The sequence below is a fragment of the Bordetella genomosp. 13 genome (assembly GCF_002119665.1).
Taxonomy (GTDB): Bacteria; Pseudomonadota; Gammaproteobacteria; order Burkholderiales; family Burkholderiaceae_B; genus Bordetella.
In genome coordinates, this window is record NZ_CP021111.1 from 3,141,197 (window position 1) to 3,156,851 (window position 15,655).

Annotated in this window: 14 protein-coding genes; 5 read left to right on the forward strand and 9 right to left on the reverse strand. The window is 66.9% G+C overall.

Going from position 1 to position 15,655, the window contains the following annotated elements; all coding sequences use genetic code 11:
* Position 1: 1 nt before the first annotated feature.
* Together CAL15_RS14075 and surE are read right to left on the reverse strand one after the other, a co-directional pair.
* Positions 2-796 (reverse strand): protein-L-isoaspartate(D-aspartate) O-methyltransferase, encoded by a 795-nt coding sequence (locus CAL15_RS14075; RefSeq protein ID WP_198299054.1) that lies wholly within the window; start codon positions 794-796, stop codon positions 2-4.
* Positions 793-1,542 (reverse strand): 5'/3'-nucleotidase SurE, encoded by a 750-nt coding sequence (surE, locus tag CAL15_RS14080; RefSeq protein ID WP_086079174.1) that lies wholly within the window; start codon positions 1,540-1,542, stop codon positions 793-795. The genes CAL15_RS14075 and surE overlap by 4 nt, the downstream gene beginning before the upstream one ends.
* Before the next feature lie 122 nt (positions 1,543-1,664).
* On the opposite strand from surE, the gene plsY reads away from it, so the two are divergent.
* Positions 1,665-2,303 (forward strand): glycerol-3-phosphate 1-O-acyltransferase PlsY, encoded by a 639-nt coding sequence (plsY, locus tag CAL15_RS14085; RefSeq protein WP_198299055.1) that lies wholly within the window; start codon positions 1,665-1,667, stop codon positions 2,301-2,303.
* Positions 2,304-2,321: 18 nt separating this feature from the next.
* Here the strand turns inward: plsY and tsaD are convergent, their stop codons facing one another.
* Positions 2,322-3,359 (reverse strand): tRNA (adenosine(37)-N6)-threonylcarbamoyltransferase complex transferase subunit TsaD, encoded by a 1,038-nt coding sequence (gene tsaD, locus CAL15_RS14090; protein ID WP_086081096.1) that lies wholly within the window; start codon positions 3,357-3,359, stop codon positions 2,322-2,324.
* A 176-nt stretch (positions 3,360-3,535) separates the two neighbouring features.
* Between tsaD and CAL15_RS14095 the strand changes: the two genes are divergently transcribed.
* From CAL15_RS14095 to trxA, 3 genes are all read left to right on the forward strand, one after another.
* Entirely contained in the window at positions 3,536-4,828 is a 1,293-nt protein-coding gene (locus tag CAL15_RS14095) for an NCS2 family permease (RefSeq protein ID WP_086079176.1), read from the forward strand.
* A 210-nt stretch (positions 4,829-5,038) separates the two neighbouring features.
* Positions 5,039-6,055: an LLM class flavin-dependent oxidoreductase gene (locus tag CAL15_RS14100; RefSeq protein ID WP_086081097.1), complete on the forward strand. Its 1,017-nt coding sequence runs from the start codon at positions 5,039-5,041 to the stop codon at positions 6,053-6,055.
* A gap of 204 nt (positions 6,056-6,259) precedes the next feature.
* Positions 6,260-6,658, forward strand: a complete 399-nt coding sequence (gene trxA / locus CAL15_RS14105) for a thioredoxin (RefSeq protein ID WP_086079177.1) — start codon at positions 6,260-6,262, stop codon at positions 6,656-6,658.
* Positions 6,659-7,207: 549 nt separating this feature from the next.
* Here trxA and CAL15_RS14110 read toward each other — a convergent pair.
* The 6 genes from CAL15_RS14110 to CAL15_RS14135 form a co-directional block, all read right to left on the reverse strand.
* The gene (locus CAL15_RS14110) at positions 7,208-7,804 is read right to left on the reverse strand and encodes an IMPACT family protein (protein WP_086079178.1); all 597 of its coding nucleotides are present in this window, start codon (positions 7,802-7,804) and stop codon (positions 7,208-7,210) included.
* A gap of 84 nt (positions 7,805-7,888) precedes the next feature.
* Positions 7,889-8,794: a transporter substrate-binding domain-containing protein gene (locus CAL15_RS14115; RefSeq protein WP_086079179.1), complete on the reverse strand. Its 906-nt coding sequence runs from the start codon at positions 8,792-8,794 to the stop codon at positions 7,889-7,891.
* Positions 8,795-8,804: 10 nt separating this feature from the next.
* On the reverse strand, positions 8,805-9,578 hold the full coding sequence (locus CAL15_RS14120) for an ABC transporter permease (RefSeq protein ID WP_086079180.1): 774 nt from the start codon (positions 9,576-9,578) through the stop codon (positions 8,805-8,807).
* Positions 9,575-10,573, reverse strand: coding sequence for an ABC transporter substrate-binding protein (locus CAL15_RS14125; RefSeq protein ID WP_086079181.1), 999 nt, complete (start codon positions 10,571-10,573; stop codon positions 9,575-9,577). Before CAL15_RS14125 ends, CAL15_RS14120 begins: the two co-directional genes overlap by 4 nt.
* A gap of 90 nt (positions 10,574-10,663) precedes the next feature.
* On the reverse strand, positions 10,664-11,443 hold the full coding sequence (locus CAL15_RS14130) for an ABC transporter ATP-binding protein (RefSeq protein WP_086079182.1): 780 nt from the start codon (positions 11,441-11,443) through the stop codon (positions 10,664-10,666).
* 489 nt (positions 11,444-11,932) lie between these two features.
* Positions 11,933-13,537, reverse strand: a complete 1,605-nt coding sequence (locus CAL15_RS14135) for an ABC-F family ATPase (RefSeq protein ID WP_157666743.1) — start codon at positions 13,535-13,537, stop codon at positions 11,933-11,935.
* Positions 13,538-14,386: 849 nt separating this feature from the next.
* Here CAL15_RS14135 and CAL15_RS14140 point away from each other — a divergent pair.
* Positions 14,387-15,511, forward strand: coding sequence for a TRAP transporter substrate-binding protein (locus CAL15_RS14140; RefSeq protein WP_086079184.1), 1,125 nt, complete (start codon positions 14,387-14,389; stop codon positions 15,509-15,511).
* Positions 15,512-15,655: the final 144 nt, after the last annotated feature.

Below are 15,655 nucleotides of genomic sequence, written 5' to 3' on the forward strand. Positions count from 1 at the left end.
CTCAAGTTTGTATTCCAGCTCGCAGAGGCACGAAGCGCACGGCTTCGAGCTCGCGGCGATTCCAACTGGCCGTGCCGGTGCGCTCGACCAGCACCAGCCGCTGGCTGGCGCCGCCTTCTGGCGCGATAAGGCGGCCGCCCGGCGCCAGTTGCGCAAGCAGGGCCTGAGGAATGCTCAGGCCCGCCGCAGCCACAACGATAGCATCGAACGGCGCCACGCCGGGCAAGCCCAGCATGCCGTCGCCATGCACCAGCCGCACGCGCGTGGCGAGTTTCAGGGCGCGCAGATGCGTGCGCGCCAGCTCGAACAGGCCTCGGATGCGCTCGATGGCATGGACTTCGCGCACGAACTGCGCCAGCACCGCGGCCTGGTAGCCGCAGCCCGCGCCGACCTCGAGCACCCGGGTGGGCTCGCGGTCTTCGCACACCGCCGCCAGCATGCGCGCCACGATCCATGGTTGCGAGATCGTCTGCGAGTGGCCGATGGGCAGCGCGGCGTCTTCATAGGCGCGGCTGGCCAGGGCCTCGTCGACGAACAAGTGGCGCGGCACCGCGCCCATGGCGGCCAGCACGCGCTCGTCGGTGATGCCCTGCTCGCGCAGGCGCTGCACCATCGCCTGGCGCAGCCGGTCGGAGTTCAGGCCCAGATTGGGCCCGGACGCCACGGCGCCGCGCTGCGCATCGGGACGCTGCAGGGTGGCCGACGAGATGCGGGTATTGCTGTTGGCGGGCGTGATGCCGCCCATGCCGCTGCTGCCGTAGCGCGGCGGGCCGGATGAGGGTCGCCTGGTGTTCATAGGGGTTCCGCCCACGCGCGCACCTCGTCGAGCTGGCCATGGTGAGTGAGGTCCAGCCGCAGCGGCGTGATGGCCACGGCGCCCTGCGCCACGGCGTGGAAGTCCGTGCCGGGCGCGGCATCCGCCGCCAGGCCCACCGGCCCGATCCAGTAGACCGGATCGCCGTATGGCGTGGTGGTGCGCACCACCGGCTCGGAAGGATGGCGCTTGCCCAGCCGCGTGACCTGGAAGCCGGTCAGCTGTTCGAACGGCAGGTTGGGAATGTTGACGTTGAGCAGCACGGGCGCGGCCAGCGGCTTCGCCAGCTGGCGCTCGACCACCTGGCGCGCGGCGCGGGCCGCGGAATCGATGTGCTCCCAGCCTTTTTCGATGAGCGAGAACGCGATGGCCGGAATGCCGAACAGATAGCCTTCGGTGGCGGCGGCGACCGTGCCGGAGTACAACGTGTCATCGCCCATGTTCGCGCCGTTGTTGATGCCGGACACCACCAGGTCCGGGCGGCCTTCCATCAGGCCGCCGGTAAGCGCGACGTGCACGCAGTCGGACGGCGTGCCGTTGACGTAGGTGAAGCCGTTGGACGCGGTGCGCACCGTGAGCGGGCGATTGAGCGTGAGCGAGTTGGAAGCGCCGCTGTGATTGGTTTCGGGCGCGACCACGGTGAGCTCGCCCAGGCCCGCCAGCGCGTCGACCAGCGCCTGCAGCCCGGGGGCGTTATAACCATCGTCGTTCGAAACCAGAATACGCATCAATCCTTCCACTGTCTGACAGACCGCGCCGAGAGGCAACCGATTGTACGGCAGGCGGACGGTCCGCCGCCGCCCACCGGTGGCGGTAGAATCCGCAGCCTCAACCCTTGCCGGATCCCTCCATGGTCGAAGCCGCTCCTTCCCTGCCCCTGAATGCCGCCCTGGTCCTGATGGCCTACCTGATCGGGTCCATTTCCTTCGCGGTGATCGTCAGCCGAGTCATGGGCCTGCAGGACCCGCGCAGCTATGGCTCGAAGAACCCGGGCGCCACCAACGTGCTGCGCTCGGGCAGCAAGGCCGCCGCGGTGCTGACGCTGCTGGGCGATGCCTTCAAGGGCTGGTTCGCGCTGTGGCTGGCCCAGGCGCTGGCGCCGGGGCTGTCGTGGACCGTGTATGCGGTGGCGGCCGTGGCGGTGTTCGTGGGGCACCTGTATCCCGTGTTCCTGCGCTTCCAGGGCGGCAAGGGCGTGGCCACGGCGCTGGGCGTGCTGGCGGCCATCCAGCCGTGGCTGGCGGTGGCCACCATCGCCACCTGGCTGATCGTGGCGGTGTTCTCGCGTTATTCGTCGCTGGCCGCGCTGGCGGCGGCTTTCTTCGCGCCGCTGTACTACGTGTTCGGCTCGGGTGTGGCCTGGGTGGCGCGGCCGCCGGTGGTGGTGGCCATCGTGGTGATGAGCGTGCTGCTGTATTACCGGCATCGTGCCAACATCAAGCGGCTGATCGAGGGCAAGGAAAGCCGGATCGGCGGAAAGAAGAAGTAGCGCAAGGCCTGCCGGCCGCTACGCCGAGCCGATCTCGGCCAGGTCCCAGCGCGGGCGTACCGTGAAGGCGTGGTCGTCTTCACGCAGCTGCGCCAGGCCCGTCTTGACCCGCTCCGCCGCCGCGAACGCGATCATCGCGCCGTTGTCGGTGCACAGCGACAGCGGCGGAAAGTAGGCCTGCGCCTTCAACGGAGCCAGTTCGCGCGCCAGGCGCGAGCGCAACAGTGAGTTGGCCCCTACCCCGCCCGCCACGACCAGACGCTTGAGCTTCGTCTTGCGCAGCGCGCGCACGGCCTTGGCGGCCAGCACGTCCACGATGGCCGCCTGCGTGGCCGCGGACAGGTCGGCCCGGGTCTGTTCGTCCAGCCCGCCGGCCTGCTCGGCGGCCTTCACGCGTGTCAGCACCGCGGTCTTCAGGCCGCTGAAGCTGAAGTCCAGGTCGCCGCTGTGCAGCATGGGGCGCGGCAGTTCGAAGCGGTTGGCATCGCCCCGTTCGGCCATCTTCGACAGCGCCGGGCCGCCCGGATAACCCAGGCCCAATAGCTTGGCAGACTTGTCGAAAGCCTCGCCGGCCGCGTCGTCCAGCGTCTCGCCCAGCAGTTCGTAGCGGCCCACTCCGTCGACCCTCATCAGCTGGGTATGGCCCCCGGACACCAGCAGGGCCACGAAGGGAAAGTCGGGCCGCGGGTCGGCCAGCAGCGGCGACAACAGATGGCCTTCGAGGTGATGGATGCCGATGGCCGGACGGCCCAGCGACCAGGCCAGCGCCTGCGCCACGCTGGCGCCGACCAGCAACGCGCCCGCCAGGCCCGGCCCCGCGGTATAGGCCACGGCGTCCACGTCGGACAGCTGCAGGCCGGCTTCATTCAGCACCTGGCGGGTCAGCGGCACCACGCGCCGGATATGGTCGCGCGACGCAAGCTCCGGCACCACGCCGCCATAGTCCTGGTGCATGGCGATCTGTGTATGCAGGGCGTGCGCGAGCAGGCCGCGCTCGGTACAGACCGCGGCCACGCCGGTCTCGTCGCACGAGCTTTCGAATCCCAGGATGATCATGCAGCGAAGTTTACAACCGGTGCGAAAATGGCGGATCTCGGCCGTCCGCTTGCTGCCTGCGCCATGCGCCTGGCGGGCATCGCGGCCGAGTCGCCACATCGGCCATGCAACGAAGTCGACAGCCGGGCGCTTCCGGCCACGCCAAACATCACCAGGAACGAAGGGGACCTGACCACATGCTAGAGAAGCTATTCCGCCTGCGCGAACACGGCACCACCGTGCGCACCGAGATCATCGCCGGAATCACCACGTTCCTGACGATGTCCTACATCATCTTCGTCAATCCCGACATCCTGGCGTCCACCGGCATGGACCGCAACGCGGTGTTCGTGGCCACCTGCCTGGCCGCGGCGCTGGGCACGCTGGTGATGGCGTTCGTGGCCAACTGGCCCATCGGCATGGCGCCCGGCATGGGGCTGAACGCCTTCTTCGCGTTCGGCGTGGTCAAGGGCATGGGCTACACGTGGGAACAGGCGCTGGGGGCGGTGTTCATCTCGGGGGTTATCTTCCTGTTGCTGACGCTGACCGGCGTGCGCGCCTGGCTGATCAAGGGCATCCCGCATTCGCTGCGCAGCGCCATCGCGGCGGGCATCGGCCTGTTCCTCGCCATCATCGCGCTGTCCAGCTCGGGCATCGTGGTGGACCACCCCGCCACCAAAGTCGCGCTGGGCGACCTGCGCCAGCCGGGACCGCTGTTCGCCGTGCTGGGCTTTTTCATCATCGCCAGCCTCGATGCCCTGCGCGTGCGCGGCGCCATCCTGATCGGGGTGCTGGCGGTCACGGTGCTGTCGATGCTGCTGGGCTACAACGAGTTCCGCGGCGTGTTCGCCGCGCCGCCCAGCCTGGCGCCCACGTTCTTGCAGCTGGACATCATGGGCGCGCTGCACACCGGCTTTCTGCATGTGATCATCGTGTTCGTGCTGGTGGAAGTGTTCGATGCCACCGGCACGCTGATGGGCGTGGCCAAGCGTGCCGGGCTGGTCCCCGAAGACCGCCCCAACCGCCTGGGCCGCGCGCTGTTCGCGGACAGCACGGCCATCGTGGGCGGCTCGCTGCTGGGCACCAGCAGCACCACCGCTTATGTCGAAAGCGCGTCGGGCGTACAGGCCGGCGGCCGCACCGGGCTGACCGCTCTCGTGGTGGCGCTGCTGTTCCTGGCCGCGCTGTTCATCTCGCCGCTGGCCGGCTCGGTGCCGGCCTACGCCACCGCGCCCGCGCTGCTGTACGTGGCGGGGCTGATGATGCGCGAGCTCATCGACATCGACTGGGACGACGTATCCGAGGCCACGCCGGCCGCGCTGACCGCGCTGATCATGCCGTTCACGTATTCCATAGCGAATGGCCTGGCGTTCGGCTTCATCAGCTATGCCGTGCTGAAGACCTGCACCGGGCGCGTGCGCGAGGTGCATCCGGCCACGTGGCTGGTGGCGGCGCTGTTCGTCGTACGGTTCGCATTCTTTCCGGAATAGGTGCGGGCCGATACATCGGGTTCGTGCCGTTCGGCCGAGGGATCGGGCGCCAGGCCGTGCCGTTGGGCGCGCCCATCCCCTTCATATACTCAGCCTATCGACCCGGAAGGCTGCAAGGTTGCTGCGGTCCGTGGTTGAATTCGCCGATACACTCTCCATATACGTAACAGGCGGGGCGTCATGCCCCGCACGTTTTTTGCAGAGGTATTCATGAGCGTCCTGGCCAATGTGCCCTTGTCCGTGCTCGACCTCGCCCCCATCGTCGAGGGCGGCAGCATCGCGGACGCGTTCCGCAATACGGTCGCGCTGGCGCAGCACGTCGAGAAACTCGGCTACAACCGCTTCTGGCTGGCGGAGCACCACAACATCACCGGCATCGCCAGCAGCGCCACGGCCGTACTCATCGGCCACGTCGCCGGACACACGAGCACGCTGCGAGTGGGCTCGGGCGGCGTGATGCTACCCAACCACGCCCCGCTGATCATCGCCGAACAGTTCGGCACCCTCGAAACCCTGTACCCCGGCCGCATCGACCTGGGCCTGGGCCGCGCGCCCGGCAGCGACGGGGCCACGCAGCACGCGCTGCGCCGCGGGCCGCGCAGCGGCCTAGAGTTCCCCGCCCTGCTGGACGAACTGCGCGCCTTCCTCGAGCCGGCGCAGCCGGGCCAGCAGGTGCGGGCGATTCCCGGCGAAGGACTATGGCGCATCCCCATCTGGCTGCTGGGCTCCAGCGACTTCAGCGCGAGGCTGGCGGCCGAACTGGGCCTGCCGTTTTCGTTCGCCGGCCACTTCTCGCCCGAAGGCATGGCGGCGATGCGCCTGTACCGCCACCTGTTCAAGCCCTCGGACACGCTGAAAAAGCCGTACTCGATGATCGGCGTGCCCATCATCGCCGCCGAGACCGACGAAGAGGCGCGCCGCCTGTCCACCACGCAGCAATTGAAGTTCCTGTCGCTGGTGCGCGGCAACCGCCTGGCGCTGCAGCCGCCGGTGGACAGCATGGACGGCCACTGGAACGAGTGGGAACGCCAGGCCGTGCAGCAGAAGCTGGGCGCCTCCATCGTGGGTGGCCCCGCAACCGTACGGCAGAAACTCGAAGCGCTCATCGCGCAGACCGAGGCGGACGAAGTGATGATCGTCTCCGATTTCTACAGCCTGGAAGACCGGTTGCGTTCGTACGAGATCGTGGCGTCACTGAAAGGCGCGCCCGCGGCGCAGGCAGCCTGAGCGTCGCGCTGGCGTCGCGCGCCTGCGGGGCAATGCGCGTGGCGGCGTCGGTGCGCGTTGTCGCCCCTTTTTCATCATGCACCGCACCGGGCAGGCACGCCGGTTGCGGCACCTAGCGCGGCGCGCCGCAGTCCGCCGCGCTCAACCGAGGCCGGCCCCCACCGGCCTGCAAGCTCCGCGCCCCGGCGCGGCAAGGAAGGCTTTATGAGCATCGTAGAACTGACCAAGGACTCCTTCCAGGATGCCATTTCCCCCGACGGCACGCTGATCGTCGATTTCTGGGCGCCCTGGTGCGGCCCGTGCAAGGGCTTCGCGCCGGTGTTCGAGCAGGCCGCCACCGAGCACACGGACGTCACGTTCGCCAAGGTCAACACCGACCTCGAGCAGGAACTGGCCGGTGCGCTCGGCATCCGTTCGATTCCCACGCTGATGGTGTTCCGCGAACAGGTGCTGCTTTTCTCGCAGCCGGGCGCGTTGAGCGCGGGACAGCTGAACGAACTGCTGACCAAGGTAAAGGAAGTGGACATGGCGCAGGTACACAAGGACATCGCCGACGCGCGCGCGAAGTCTGACGGGGCGGGCGGCGACAGCACCGTCGGGTGAAGGAACGGGGCGCGTGCGCGTGACGGCCGGCGCGCGGGCGATTGAGTTCTTCTGGCGCCGCGTCGCTGCGTGCGGGCGATGGCGATTGAGTTCTTCTGGCGCCGCGCCCGTACCTGCGAAGCCCCGTCCTCGCGCGCCGCGCTGCGGGCGCGGCTTCTCCGGCACGGGCGCGGCTCAGATCCACGCAATGCGGCGGTCGCCTCTCGCAACGCAATGCGGCAGTCACCTCTCGTAGCGGGGTCGGCCGCGCAGACCACTGGCCGTTCAGTGCCATGGCGCACCGTCGGCGGTCACACGATCATTGTCCCGGAGTGTCGTGACAGTGATGCTTGGTCTGCGAGGCATCGAGATGTCTTGAGCCTGGGCCATGGCGGAGGGTTCGCGCCCGCAGCGCGGAGCGCGAGGACGAGAATCCGCAGTCATGGACCAGGCGCGCAAGAACCCAGATACCTCACCGACTCAGCTGACTGACCCGCCCCAGACGCCTGGCAACCGATCGGCTACGCCTTCAGACGAACCACGCAACGGCTAAGCGTCCGTACGGCAAATTCACTGCCTGTCATCGTGAATCCGCCAATCCCCGCGCCCGCGCGTCACGTTGGCCACCACCTGTTCCAGCTCCGACAACTGCGACCGAGGCACCTGCAGGACCAGTTCCGGCCCGCGCTCGTCGAAGTTCTCGGACTCGACCACAGCTCCCGCCTGCGCCAGTCTTGCCCGCAAGAGAGGCAGGTCCGCAAAATCGCACCGGCACCAGGCGGCGACGGTGTCGATCAGTTCGACGCGCTCTCCCTGCCGCAGGCAATTGGCTGCGCAGCCCCCGTAGGCGCGTACGAGGCCGCCCGCGCCCAGCTTGATGCCGCCATACCAGCGCACCACAAGGACGGCCACGCGGTCCAGGCACAGTCCATCGATGGCCTGCAAAATGGGGCGGCCAGCCGTGCCGCCAGGTTCGCCGTCGTCGTTGCTGCGGTATTCGTTGCCGATGCGGTAGGCCCAGCAGTTGTGCGTGGCGGCCGGGTCGCTATGCCGTGCGATCAGGGCCATGGCTTCGTCGATCGAAGCTGCTGGCCCCGCAAAAGCCAGGAAGCGGCTTTTCTTGATTTCTTCTTCGTGGGTGCAGAGGGCGGCCAGCGTGTGGGTCATGGCGCGGATTGTAAGCGGCGGCGAGCGCGGAGAACCGCGACATACCACGCCTTCATTAGCGGGTCGGCGTCGAACGTGGCGCACTCAGCCGTGGCAGTCGGGCACTTCCTGGTCCAGGTAGACGTCGAACGCCACGTCGCGCGCCCACTGGTCCGTCATGGTCTTCCAGGCGCCGTCGCGACGCCACTGGCGCATCTGGCGTTCCAGCCACTCGGCCTGGCCGCCCTGTCCGGCCACCAGCCACACGCGTTCGGCGAGAGGGCCGTCCAGCGGCAAGGTGGCCGAGAAATTCTTCCATTCGGGAAAGCGCATCAACGGCGCCCAGACGGCGTCGTCAATCATGCCGATGTCGCAAGCGCCTTCGCGCACGGCCACCAGCGCATCGGACGGCACGCGGAATGTCCGCACCTTGGCGCCCCATCGGGCGGCCAGTTCCTGCGCGTGCGCGGCCGCACCGGCCATGCAGACGCTGCGCCCGGCCGCGTCCTGCCAGCGTCGCATGGGCGTATCGCTGCGTATGACGGCCTGCGGCCGCACGACATAGCCGGTGGGCACGCGCGCCACGTCGGGTGCCCGTGCACCCGCAGCGGACTGGCCCTCCACCTGGTCGGCCAGCACCGCGTCGACCTCACCCGCGGCCAACAGTGCGGCCGCCTCGCCGGGCGCCACTTGGCGCAGCGTCACGGGCAGGCCCAACGCCGCACCAAGTCGCTCGGCGACAGGAGTATCCAGGCGTTCCGGCGTGCGTATCTTGGCGCCGGGCGCGGGTGGCGGCGCCAGATGCGGTATGCCGATGACCAGCGTGCCGCGTGCGCGCGCACGCAGGAATGGCGCGGCGGATGAATCTGTGTTGTCGGCGGTGCGATCGGCAGGCGTAGGCGCGGCCTCGGTCGCCGGCTCGGCTGCGCCGGCCAACGCCAAGACCAGCAAGGCAGCCGCGAACACGCGGCGGCCGCCGGCCCTGCCCTTGACGAATCGCGCGCGCGCCATGCCTTTCGCCTCAGACGTACTGGTAGCGCAGCAGCCGATGCTTCAGGCGCTCGAGCACGAACTGGTCGATCAGCGCGGCCAGCACGGCGATGACCAGGATGTTGGCCATCACGCCCGTCATGTCGGCGATCTCGCCGGAGTACGCCAGCGAACGGCCCAGGCCCTTGCCGAAGCCGATCAGCATCTCGGCCGAAATCAGCGCGCGCCAGGCGTTGCCGAATGCCAGCTGCGCGCCGGTGATCAGTTCGGGCATGACGGCGGGCAGGTACACGCGCTTGACCAGGTCCCACGGCGTGGCGCCCATGACGCGGGCCGCGGACACGTGCACGCGCTGCACCGACTCGGTGGCGTTCATCACGCTGAGAGCGGCCGGGAAGAATGCCGACAGCGCCACCACGATGATGATGGGCGCGTTGCCGAAGCCCATGACGATGAGGAACAGCGGCACCCAGGCGATGGACGGAATGGCCTGCAGGATGACGATGGCGCTGCGCAGCACTTCGCGGAAGAAGTAGAGCAGCGCGGCGATCAGGCCGAAGCCCACGCCGGCCGCCAGCGCCAGGCCATAGCCTATGCCCAGCCGGCCCAGCGTGCCGGACAGGCTCTGGTGGAAGGAGTCCTTCGACACCTCTTCGGCCAGGCGCTCCATCACGGCCGGCACGCCCGGCATCAGGAAGTCGGGCAGCACCCATGCCGCCGACTGCCACAGCAGGAAAATGAAGGCGACGCCCAATACTCCGGCGAGGTACTTGCGTGCGCCGGTGACGCGAGTGGAAGCGCTCAAAGCTTGCGCGCCTCTTGCCACGACAGGTCGACGATGCTGGATACGTCGTACGGCTTGCCGTCACGCGTCTTCAGCGCGCCCTGGGCCTGCAGGATGTCCGCGATCTCCTGCATGCGCGCGGTGTCCTTGTCGGTCAGCTTGGGCGTGAACACCTGGGTGCTGATGGCTTCGCTGATGACGGTCTCGCGGGGCAGCTCGCCGCGCGTCAGCGTCTTCAGGGTGGGCTCGGCGATGAAGTACGAGGCGATCAGCTTGGCCGCGTCGTTCGGCTTCTGCTGCAGCAGTTCGATGGCCTGGTGCTGGGCGTCCAGCGCCTTCCACACGGCATCCTTGCGCTTGGCCAGCACTTCGCCCGAGGTGATGACGACCATGCACGGGAACGGCCACGACTGGCCCACCTCATAGATCTGCTTGACCGGCGCCACCAGTTGCGCGATGCGGTCGTAGGGCTCGAACAGGAAGGCCGCGTCCACGCGCTTGCCCACCAGCGACTGCACCGCCACGGCGGGGCTGACGCCCATGATGTTGACGTCCTCGGCACTCAGGTTGCCCTGCTTCAGCACCACGCCCTTGAACACCACGTCGGCCGTGCTGCCTTCGCTTTGCGAGGCCAGCGTCTTGCCCTTCAGGCCGGCGATGTCCTTGATGCCCGAATCGTCGCGCACCACCAGCGAGTGATAGCCCTGTTGCGCGCCGCCCACCACCTTCAGGTCGGCGCCCTTCGAGGCCCATGCGACGGCGTTGGTGAAGCCCAGCACGCCGATGTCCAGCTGGCCGCCGACGATCGCCTTGATCAGGTCAGTCCCGGACTTGAACTCGACCAGTTCGGTGTCCAGGCCGGCCTTCTGGTAATAGCCGCCTTCCTGGGCCACGATGGCCTGCGCATCGTCCATGACGCGCAGGTAGCCGACGCGGAATTTCTCGGCGGCCATGGCCGGGGCGGCGGCCAGCAGCGCGCCCGCCAACGACAGGGACAGCCAATGCTTGATCTTCATGATGGGGACTCCAGGGTGATGGATGGGCATGCCGGGTGGCGGCGTGCGGATGCTTGAATGGGGAGACGAAAGTCCGGTGGCGGCGGGCCGTCAGGCGGTGAGCGCGGCGTCGCCGTGCGCGGGCTGTCCGCCATGATCGTCGACGGCGATGCCAAGCAGGCGCAGGATCTCGCGCTTTTCGTTGGCCAGGCCGGACAGATCGTGCGTCTTGGTGTGATGCGCCAGGTTGAACTCGCGCAGCACACGCGCGGGGCGCGGGCTGAACACCACGATGCGGTCGGCCAGGAACAGCGCCTCGTCCACGTCGTGCGTGACCAGCAGCACCGTGGGCTTTTCCTGCTGGATCAGCTGGCGCAGCACGTCCTGCAGGCTCAGGCGCGTCAGCGCGTCCAGCGCGCCGAACGGCTCGTCCATCAGCAGCGTCTGCGGCTGCGCGATGAAGGCGCGGGCCAGCGCGCAGCGCTGGCGCATGCCGCCCGAAACCTGGTGGGGATAGTAGTTCTCGAAGCCGCCCAGGCCCACGCGTTCCAGCCAGGCCACCGCCTGCTGGCGCGCACGCGACCTGGGAACGCGCTGGAATTCCAGCGCCAGCGAGACGTTGTCTCGCAGGGTCAGCCAGGGGTACAGCGCATGTTCCTGGAACACCAGCGTGCGGCTGGGATGCGGACCCTGCACGGGTTGGCCATCGGCCAGCACACGCCCTTGCGAGGTTTTTTCCAGGCCCGCGGCCAGGTGCAGCAGGGTCGACTTGCCGCAGCCCGAGGGACCTACCAGCGCGACCAGCTCTCCGGTCTTGAACTCGCTGGAAAAACCATCCACTACCTGAAGGGAGCCGAAGCTCTTGTGGACGTGGTCGAAAGTCAGATTCATGGGCAGGGCTACGCAATGGACGAAGTAAGGCACCGCGTACTCTACTTAACGTTCATATGAATCCGAACTATATTTATCGAATGTTTTAATAGCTTTTAGAAATATAGAGCTAGGTTTTTGATTGCTGTCGGAGGTTTGCGTTCTTCTGGCGCCGCGGCCGTACCTGCGAAGTCGCGTCCTCGCGCTGGGCGCGCTGCGGGCGCGACTTCTCCGGCACGGCCGCGGCTCACAACAATTCAGATCCGCAGGAATCCAACCCCCTTCCCCTTTATCCGCGCGCGATTCAATGGCGAATAAGCTGCAGCGGACAGGGATCCAATGAACTATGGACCCGGGGGTATGGGAAGGCTTGAGCCCGGTGCATGGCGGAGGGTTCGCGCCCGCAGCGCGCCAGCGCGAGGACGAGAATCCGCAGTCATGCACCGGGCGCTCAAGAACTCAAATATCCGCCCAGAGACACAACGATCCCCCGACGAACAGATCTGCTCGTCAGTTGGACAACCCGCGCGACGCAAGGTATTCCTCGTACGTACCCCGGTAGTCGACGATTTCGCCGGTTGGCAGGATTTCGATGACGCGGGTGGCCAGGCCGGAGACGAATTCGCGGTCGTGGGAGACGAAGATCAGCGTGCCCTGGTATTTTTCCAGCGCGAACTGGAGCGATTCGATCGACTCCATGTCCAGGTGGTTGGTGGGCTCGTCCAGCAGCATGACGTTGTGGCGGCCCAGCATCAGGCGGCCGAAGGTCATGCGGTTCTTTTCGCCGCCCGAGAGCACCTTGGGGGCCTTGGGCAGGTCGTCGCTGGAGAACAGCAGGCGGCCCAGGGCCGAGCGGATGGCCTGGTCGTCGTCGCCCGGCTGGCGATGATCGGTCATCCAGTCGAACAGGTTGATGTCCGTCTGCAGGAACTGGTCGGACACGTCCTGCGCCATGTAGCCGAGGTCGGCGTTCTCGGACCACTTCACCGTACCGCCGCTGGGCTCCAGGTCGTTGGCCAGCAGGCGCAGCAGCGTCGTCTTGCCCACGCCGTTGGCGCCGATGATGGCGATCTTCTCGCCGGCCTCGATCATGGCCGAGAAATTCCGGATGACGGGCGCGTCGTACGACTTGGACAGGTTTTCCACCGTGACTGCCAGGCGGTGCATGGGCTTGGCCTGCTCGAAGCGGATATAAGGGTTCTGGCGCGACGAAGGCTTCACCTCGACCTGCTCGGCCTTGATGCGGTCGATCTGCTTCAGGCGCGAGGTGGCCTGGCGAGCCTTGGACTTGTTGGCCGAGAAGCGGCGCACGAAATCCTGCAGTTCGGCCACGCGCTCCTTCGCCTTGGCATTGTTGGCGTTCAGCCGCTCGCGGGCCTGCGTCGAGGCCAGCATGTAGTCGTCGTAGTTGCCCGGATACACGCGCAGTTCGCGAAAGTCCAGGTCGGCCATGTGGGTGCACACCTGGTTCAGGAAGTGGCGATCGTGGCTGATGATGATCATCGTGCTCTGGTAGCCGTTGAGCACGTCTTCCAGCCAGCGGATCGTGTTGATGTCCAGGTTGTTGGTGGGCTCGTCCAGCAGCAGCACGTCGGGATTCGAGAACAGCGCCTGGGCCAGCAGCACGCGCAGCTTCCAGCCCGGCGCGATCTCGCGCATGGGCAGGTTGTGCTGGTCCACGGCGATCTCCAGGCCCAGCAGCAGCTCGCCGGCCCGCGCTTCGGCGGTGTAGCCGTCGTACTCGGCGAACTTGGCCTCGAGGTCGGCCGCGCGCATGTAGTCGTCTTCGCTGGCCTCGGGGTTGGCGTAGATGGCGTCGCGCTCGGACATGGCGGCCCACATCTCGGTGTGGCCCATCATCACCACATCCAGCACGCGCACGTCTTCGTATGCGAACTGGTCCTGGCGCAGCTTGCCCAGGCGCACGCCCGGCTCCAGCGACACGTTGCCGCTGGACGGTTCGAGGTCGCCGCCGATGATCTTCATGAAGGTCGACTTGCCCGACCCGTTGGCCCCGATCAGGCCATACCGGTTGCCCTCTCCGAACTTGACGCTGACGTTTTCGAACAGGGGCTTGGGACCGAACTGGATGGTGAGATTGGCAGTGGAGATCACGATGCTGGAATGTGGCTGGGCGTCGGCCATGCGGTTGGGGACGCCGTTGGGCCCGGGCGGATTGTCGCGAGCGCGCGATTGCAGGCGTACTCTTTCCGCGGGGCGAAACACAACAGTGTAGCAAGGAGGGATGTCGGGCGCTGCTTCGGGGTGGGTCGCGACGCGTGGAACGAGTGTCGTAATTCGTGGCGGCGAGTTGAGTTCTTGCGCGCCTGGGCCATGACTGCGGATTCTCGTCCTCGCGCTCCGCGCTGCGGGCGCGAACCCTCCGCCATGGCCCAGACTCGAGTTTCTCCAGTTCCGTCGTTCGAATTACCTCATTCACTGTGTCCGATTCGAGCATCGGCGATATGGGCGATATTCGCGTTCGTGAAATCGTTGTAGCGTCAAAAAGGCCGAACGATTTGCGGCGCAGCAATTCTGGCGTCGCATCCCTGGCCGCGCATTTGATTCATCAGTGTCGAACGGCGAGTTTGACGACCTTCGCATTGCGTTGCTCCGAGCCGCATTCGTGCCGGAGAAGTCGCGCCCGCAGCGCTTGTGCGCGAGGACGAAACTTCGCAGGTACGAATGCGGCGCCAGAAGAACACAAAACGAAGGCCCACCCAAAACCGGCAACCGCATCCACTCACATGCCGACAACGCAAAACATGCTGCGGCTAGGGTTATTCCGGACGCCGTTTTGATTGTCAGGATTAATTCAGGCAGGTTTAATCTCCGTGCGATGACCCATTGCTTCAATGCATCGATAAAAACCGGGTTCGCACGAGGCGCCCGCAGCACGTCTCGCATAACAGAAAGCAGTAACAACAAGCTGGTCCATGTAGTCCAATCAGGAGACAACACACCATGCAACACGTTACGCAATCACGCCGGAAGTTCATTTCCGGCGCCACGGCGGTCGCGGGCACCGCAGCGCTGGGATTCCCGGCCATCGTCAGCGCGCAAACGCCCGTCAGCCTGCGCTTCCAGAGCACCTGGCCCGCCAACGACATCTTCCACGAATTCGCCACCGACTACGCCAAGAAGGTGAACGACATGGCGGGCGGCCAACTGAAGATCGAAGTGCTGCCCGCTGGCGCGGTGGTCAAGGCCTTCGACCTGCTCGATGCCGTGTCGGCCGGCACGCTCGATGGCGGCCACGGCGTGGTGGCCTACTGGTACGGCAAGAACACCGCGGTGGCGCTGTGGGGCTCGGGCCCGTCATACGGCATGGACCCCAACATGTTGCTGGCCTGGCACGAGTACGGCGGCGGCAAGGAGCTGCTGCAGGAAATCCAGAAGGCCATGGGTGTGAACGTGGTGTCGTTGATGTACGGCCCCATGCCTACCCAGCCCTTCGGCTGGTTCAAGCGTCCTATCACCAAGGTCGAAGACGTCAAGGGACTGAAGTTCCGCACCGTGGGCCTGGCCATCGACATGTACAGCGCCATGGGCGCGGCCGTGAACGCCCTGCCCGGCGGCGAGATCGTGCCGGCGCTGGACCGCGGCCTGCTCGATGGAGCCGAGTTCAACAATGCCTCGTCCGACCTCTCGCTGGGCTTCGCCGACGTGTCGAAGGTCTGCATGCTGCAGAGCTTCCACCAGAGCGCCGAACAGTTCGAGATCATGTTCAACAAGGCCAAGTACGACAGCCTGCCCGAACACCTGCGTCACCTGCTGCGCTACGCCGCGCAGGCCAGCAGCGCCGACATGTCCTGGAAAGCCGCGCACCGCTACTCGCAGGACTACATCAAGCTGCAGACCGAGCACAACGTCAAGTTCTACAAGACGCCCGACTCCATCCTGCAGCAGCAGCTGAAGATCTGGGACGACATGATCGCCAAGCGCTCGGCCGAAAACCCGCTGTTCAAGAAGGTGCTGGATTCGCAGCGCGCCTTCGCCGAACGCACGGGCCGCTGGCAGGGCGACACCATGGTCAATTACCGGATGGCTTTCAACCACTACTTCACGCGCAGCAACAAGGCCGCGTAGGCCTCGTTCGGTTCCGTCCGCCACACGCCGTCCGTGCCGTCGCACGGACGGGCGGCCGCGGCGCGCGGACCGGCGCACGTTGCCGCTGCGTGCATAGCCCCCCTGCCCTGCTCGCCCCCAGCCGCACGCCATGCGTCGCGCGCG

Coding starts and splice junctions, on each gene's coding strand:
- CAL15_RS14075 (WP_198299054.1), bottom strand. CDS start 796: ATGAACACCAGGCGACCCTCATCCGGCCCGCCGCGCTACGGCAGCAGC.
- surE (WP_086079174.1), bottom strand. CDS start 1,542: ATGCGTATTCTGGTTTCGAACGACGATGGTTATAACGCCCCCGGGCTG.
- plsY (WP_198299055.1), top strand. CDS start 1,665: ATGGTCGAAGCCGCTCCTTCCCTGCCCCTGAATGCCGCCCTGGTCCTG.
- tsaD (WP_086081096.1), bottom strand. CDS start 3,359: ATGATCATCCTGGGATTCGAAAGCTCGTGCGACGAGACCGGCGTGGCC.
- CAL15_RS14095 (WP_086079176.1), top strand. CDS start 3,536: ATGCTAGAGAAGCTATTCCGCCTGCGCGAACACGGCACCACCGTGCGC.
- CAL15_RS14100 (WP_086081097.1), top strand. CDS start 5,039: ATGAGCGTCCTGGCCAATGTGCCCTTGTCCGTGCTCGACCTCGCCCCC.
- trxA (WP_086079177.1), top strand. CDS start 6,260: ATGAGCATCGTAGAACTGACCAAGGACTCCTTCCAGGATGCCATTTCC.
- CAL15_RS14110 (WP_086079178.1), bottom strand. CDS start 7,804: ATGACCCACACGCTGGCCGCCCTCTGCACCCACGAAGAAGAAATCAAG.
- CAL15_RS14115 (WP_086079179.1), bottom strand. CDS start 8,794: ATGGCGCGCGCGCGATTCGTCAAGGGCAGGGCCGGCGGCCGCCGCGTG.
- CAL15_RS14125 (WP_086079181.1), bottom strand. CDS start 10,573: ATGAAGATCAAGCATTGGCTGTCCCTGTCGTTGGCGGGCGCGCTGCTG.
- CAL15_RS14130 (WP_086079182.1), bottom strand. CDS start 11,443: ATGAATCTGACTTTCGACCACGTCCACAAGAGCTTCGGCTCCCTTCAG.
- CAL15_RS14140 (WP_086079184.1), top strand. CDS start 14,387: ATGCAACACGTTACGCAATCACGCCGGAAGTTCATTTCCGGCGCCACG.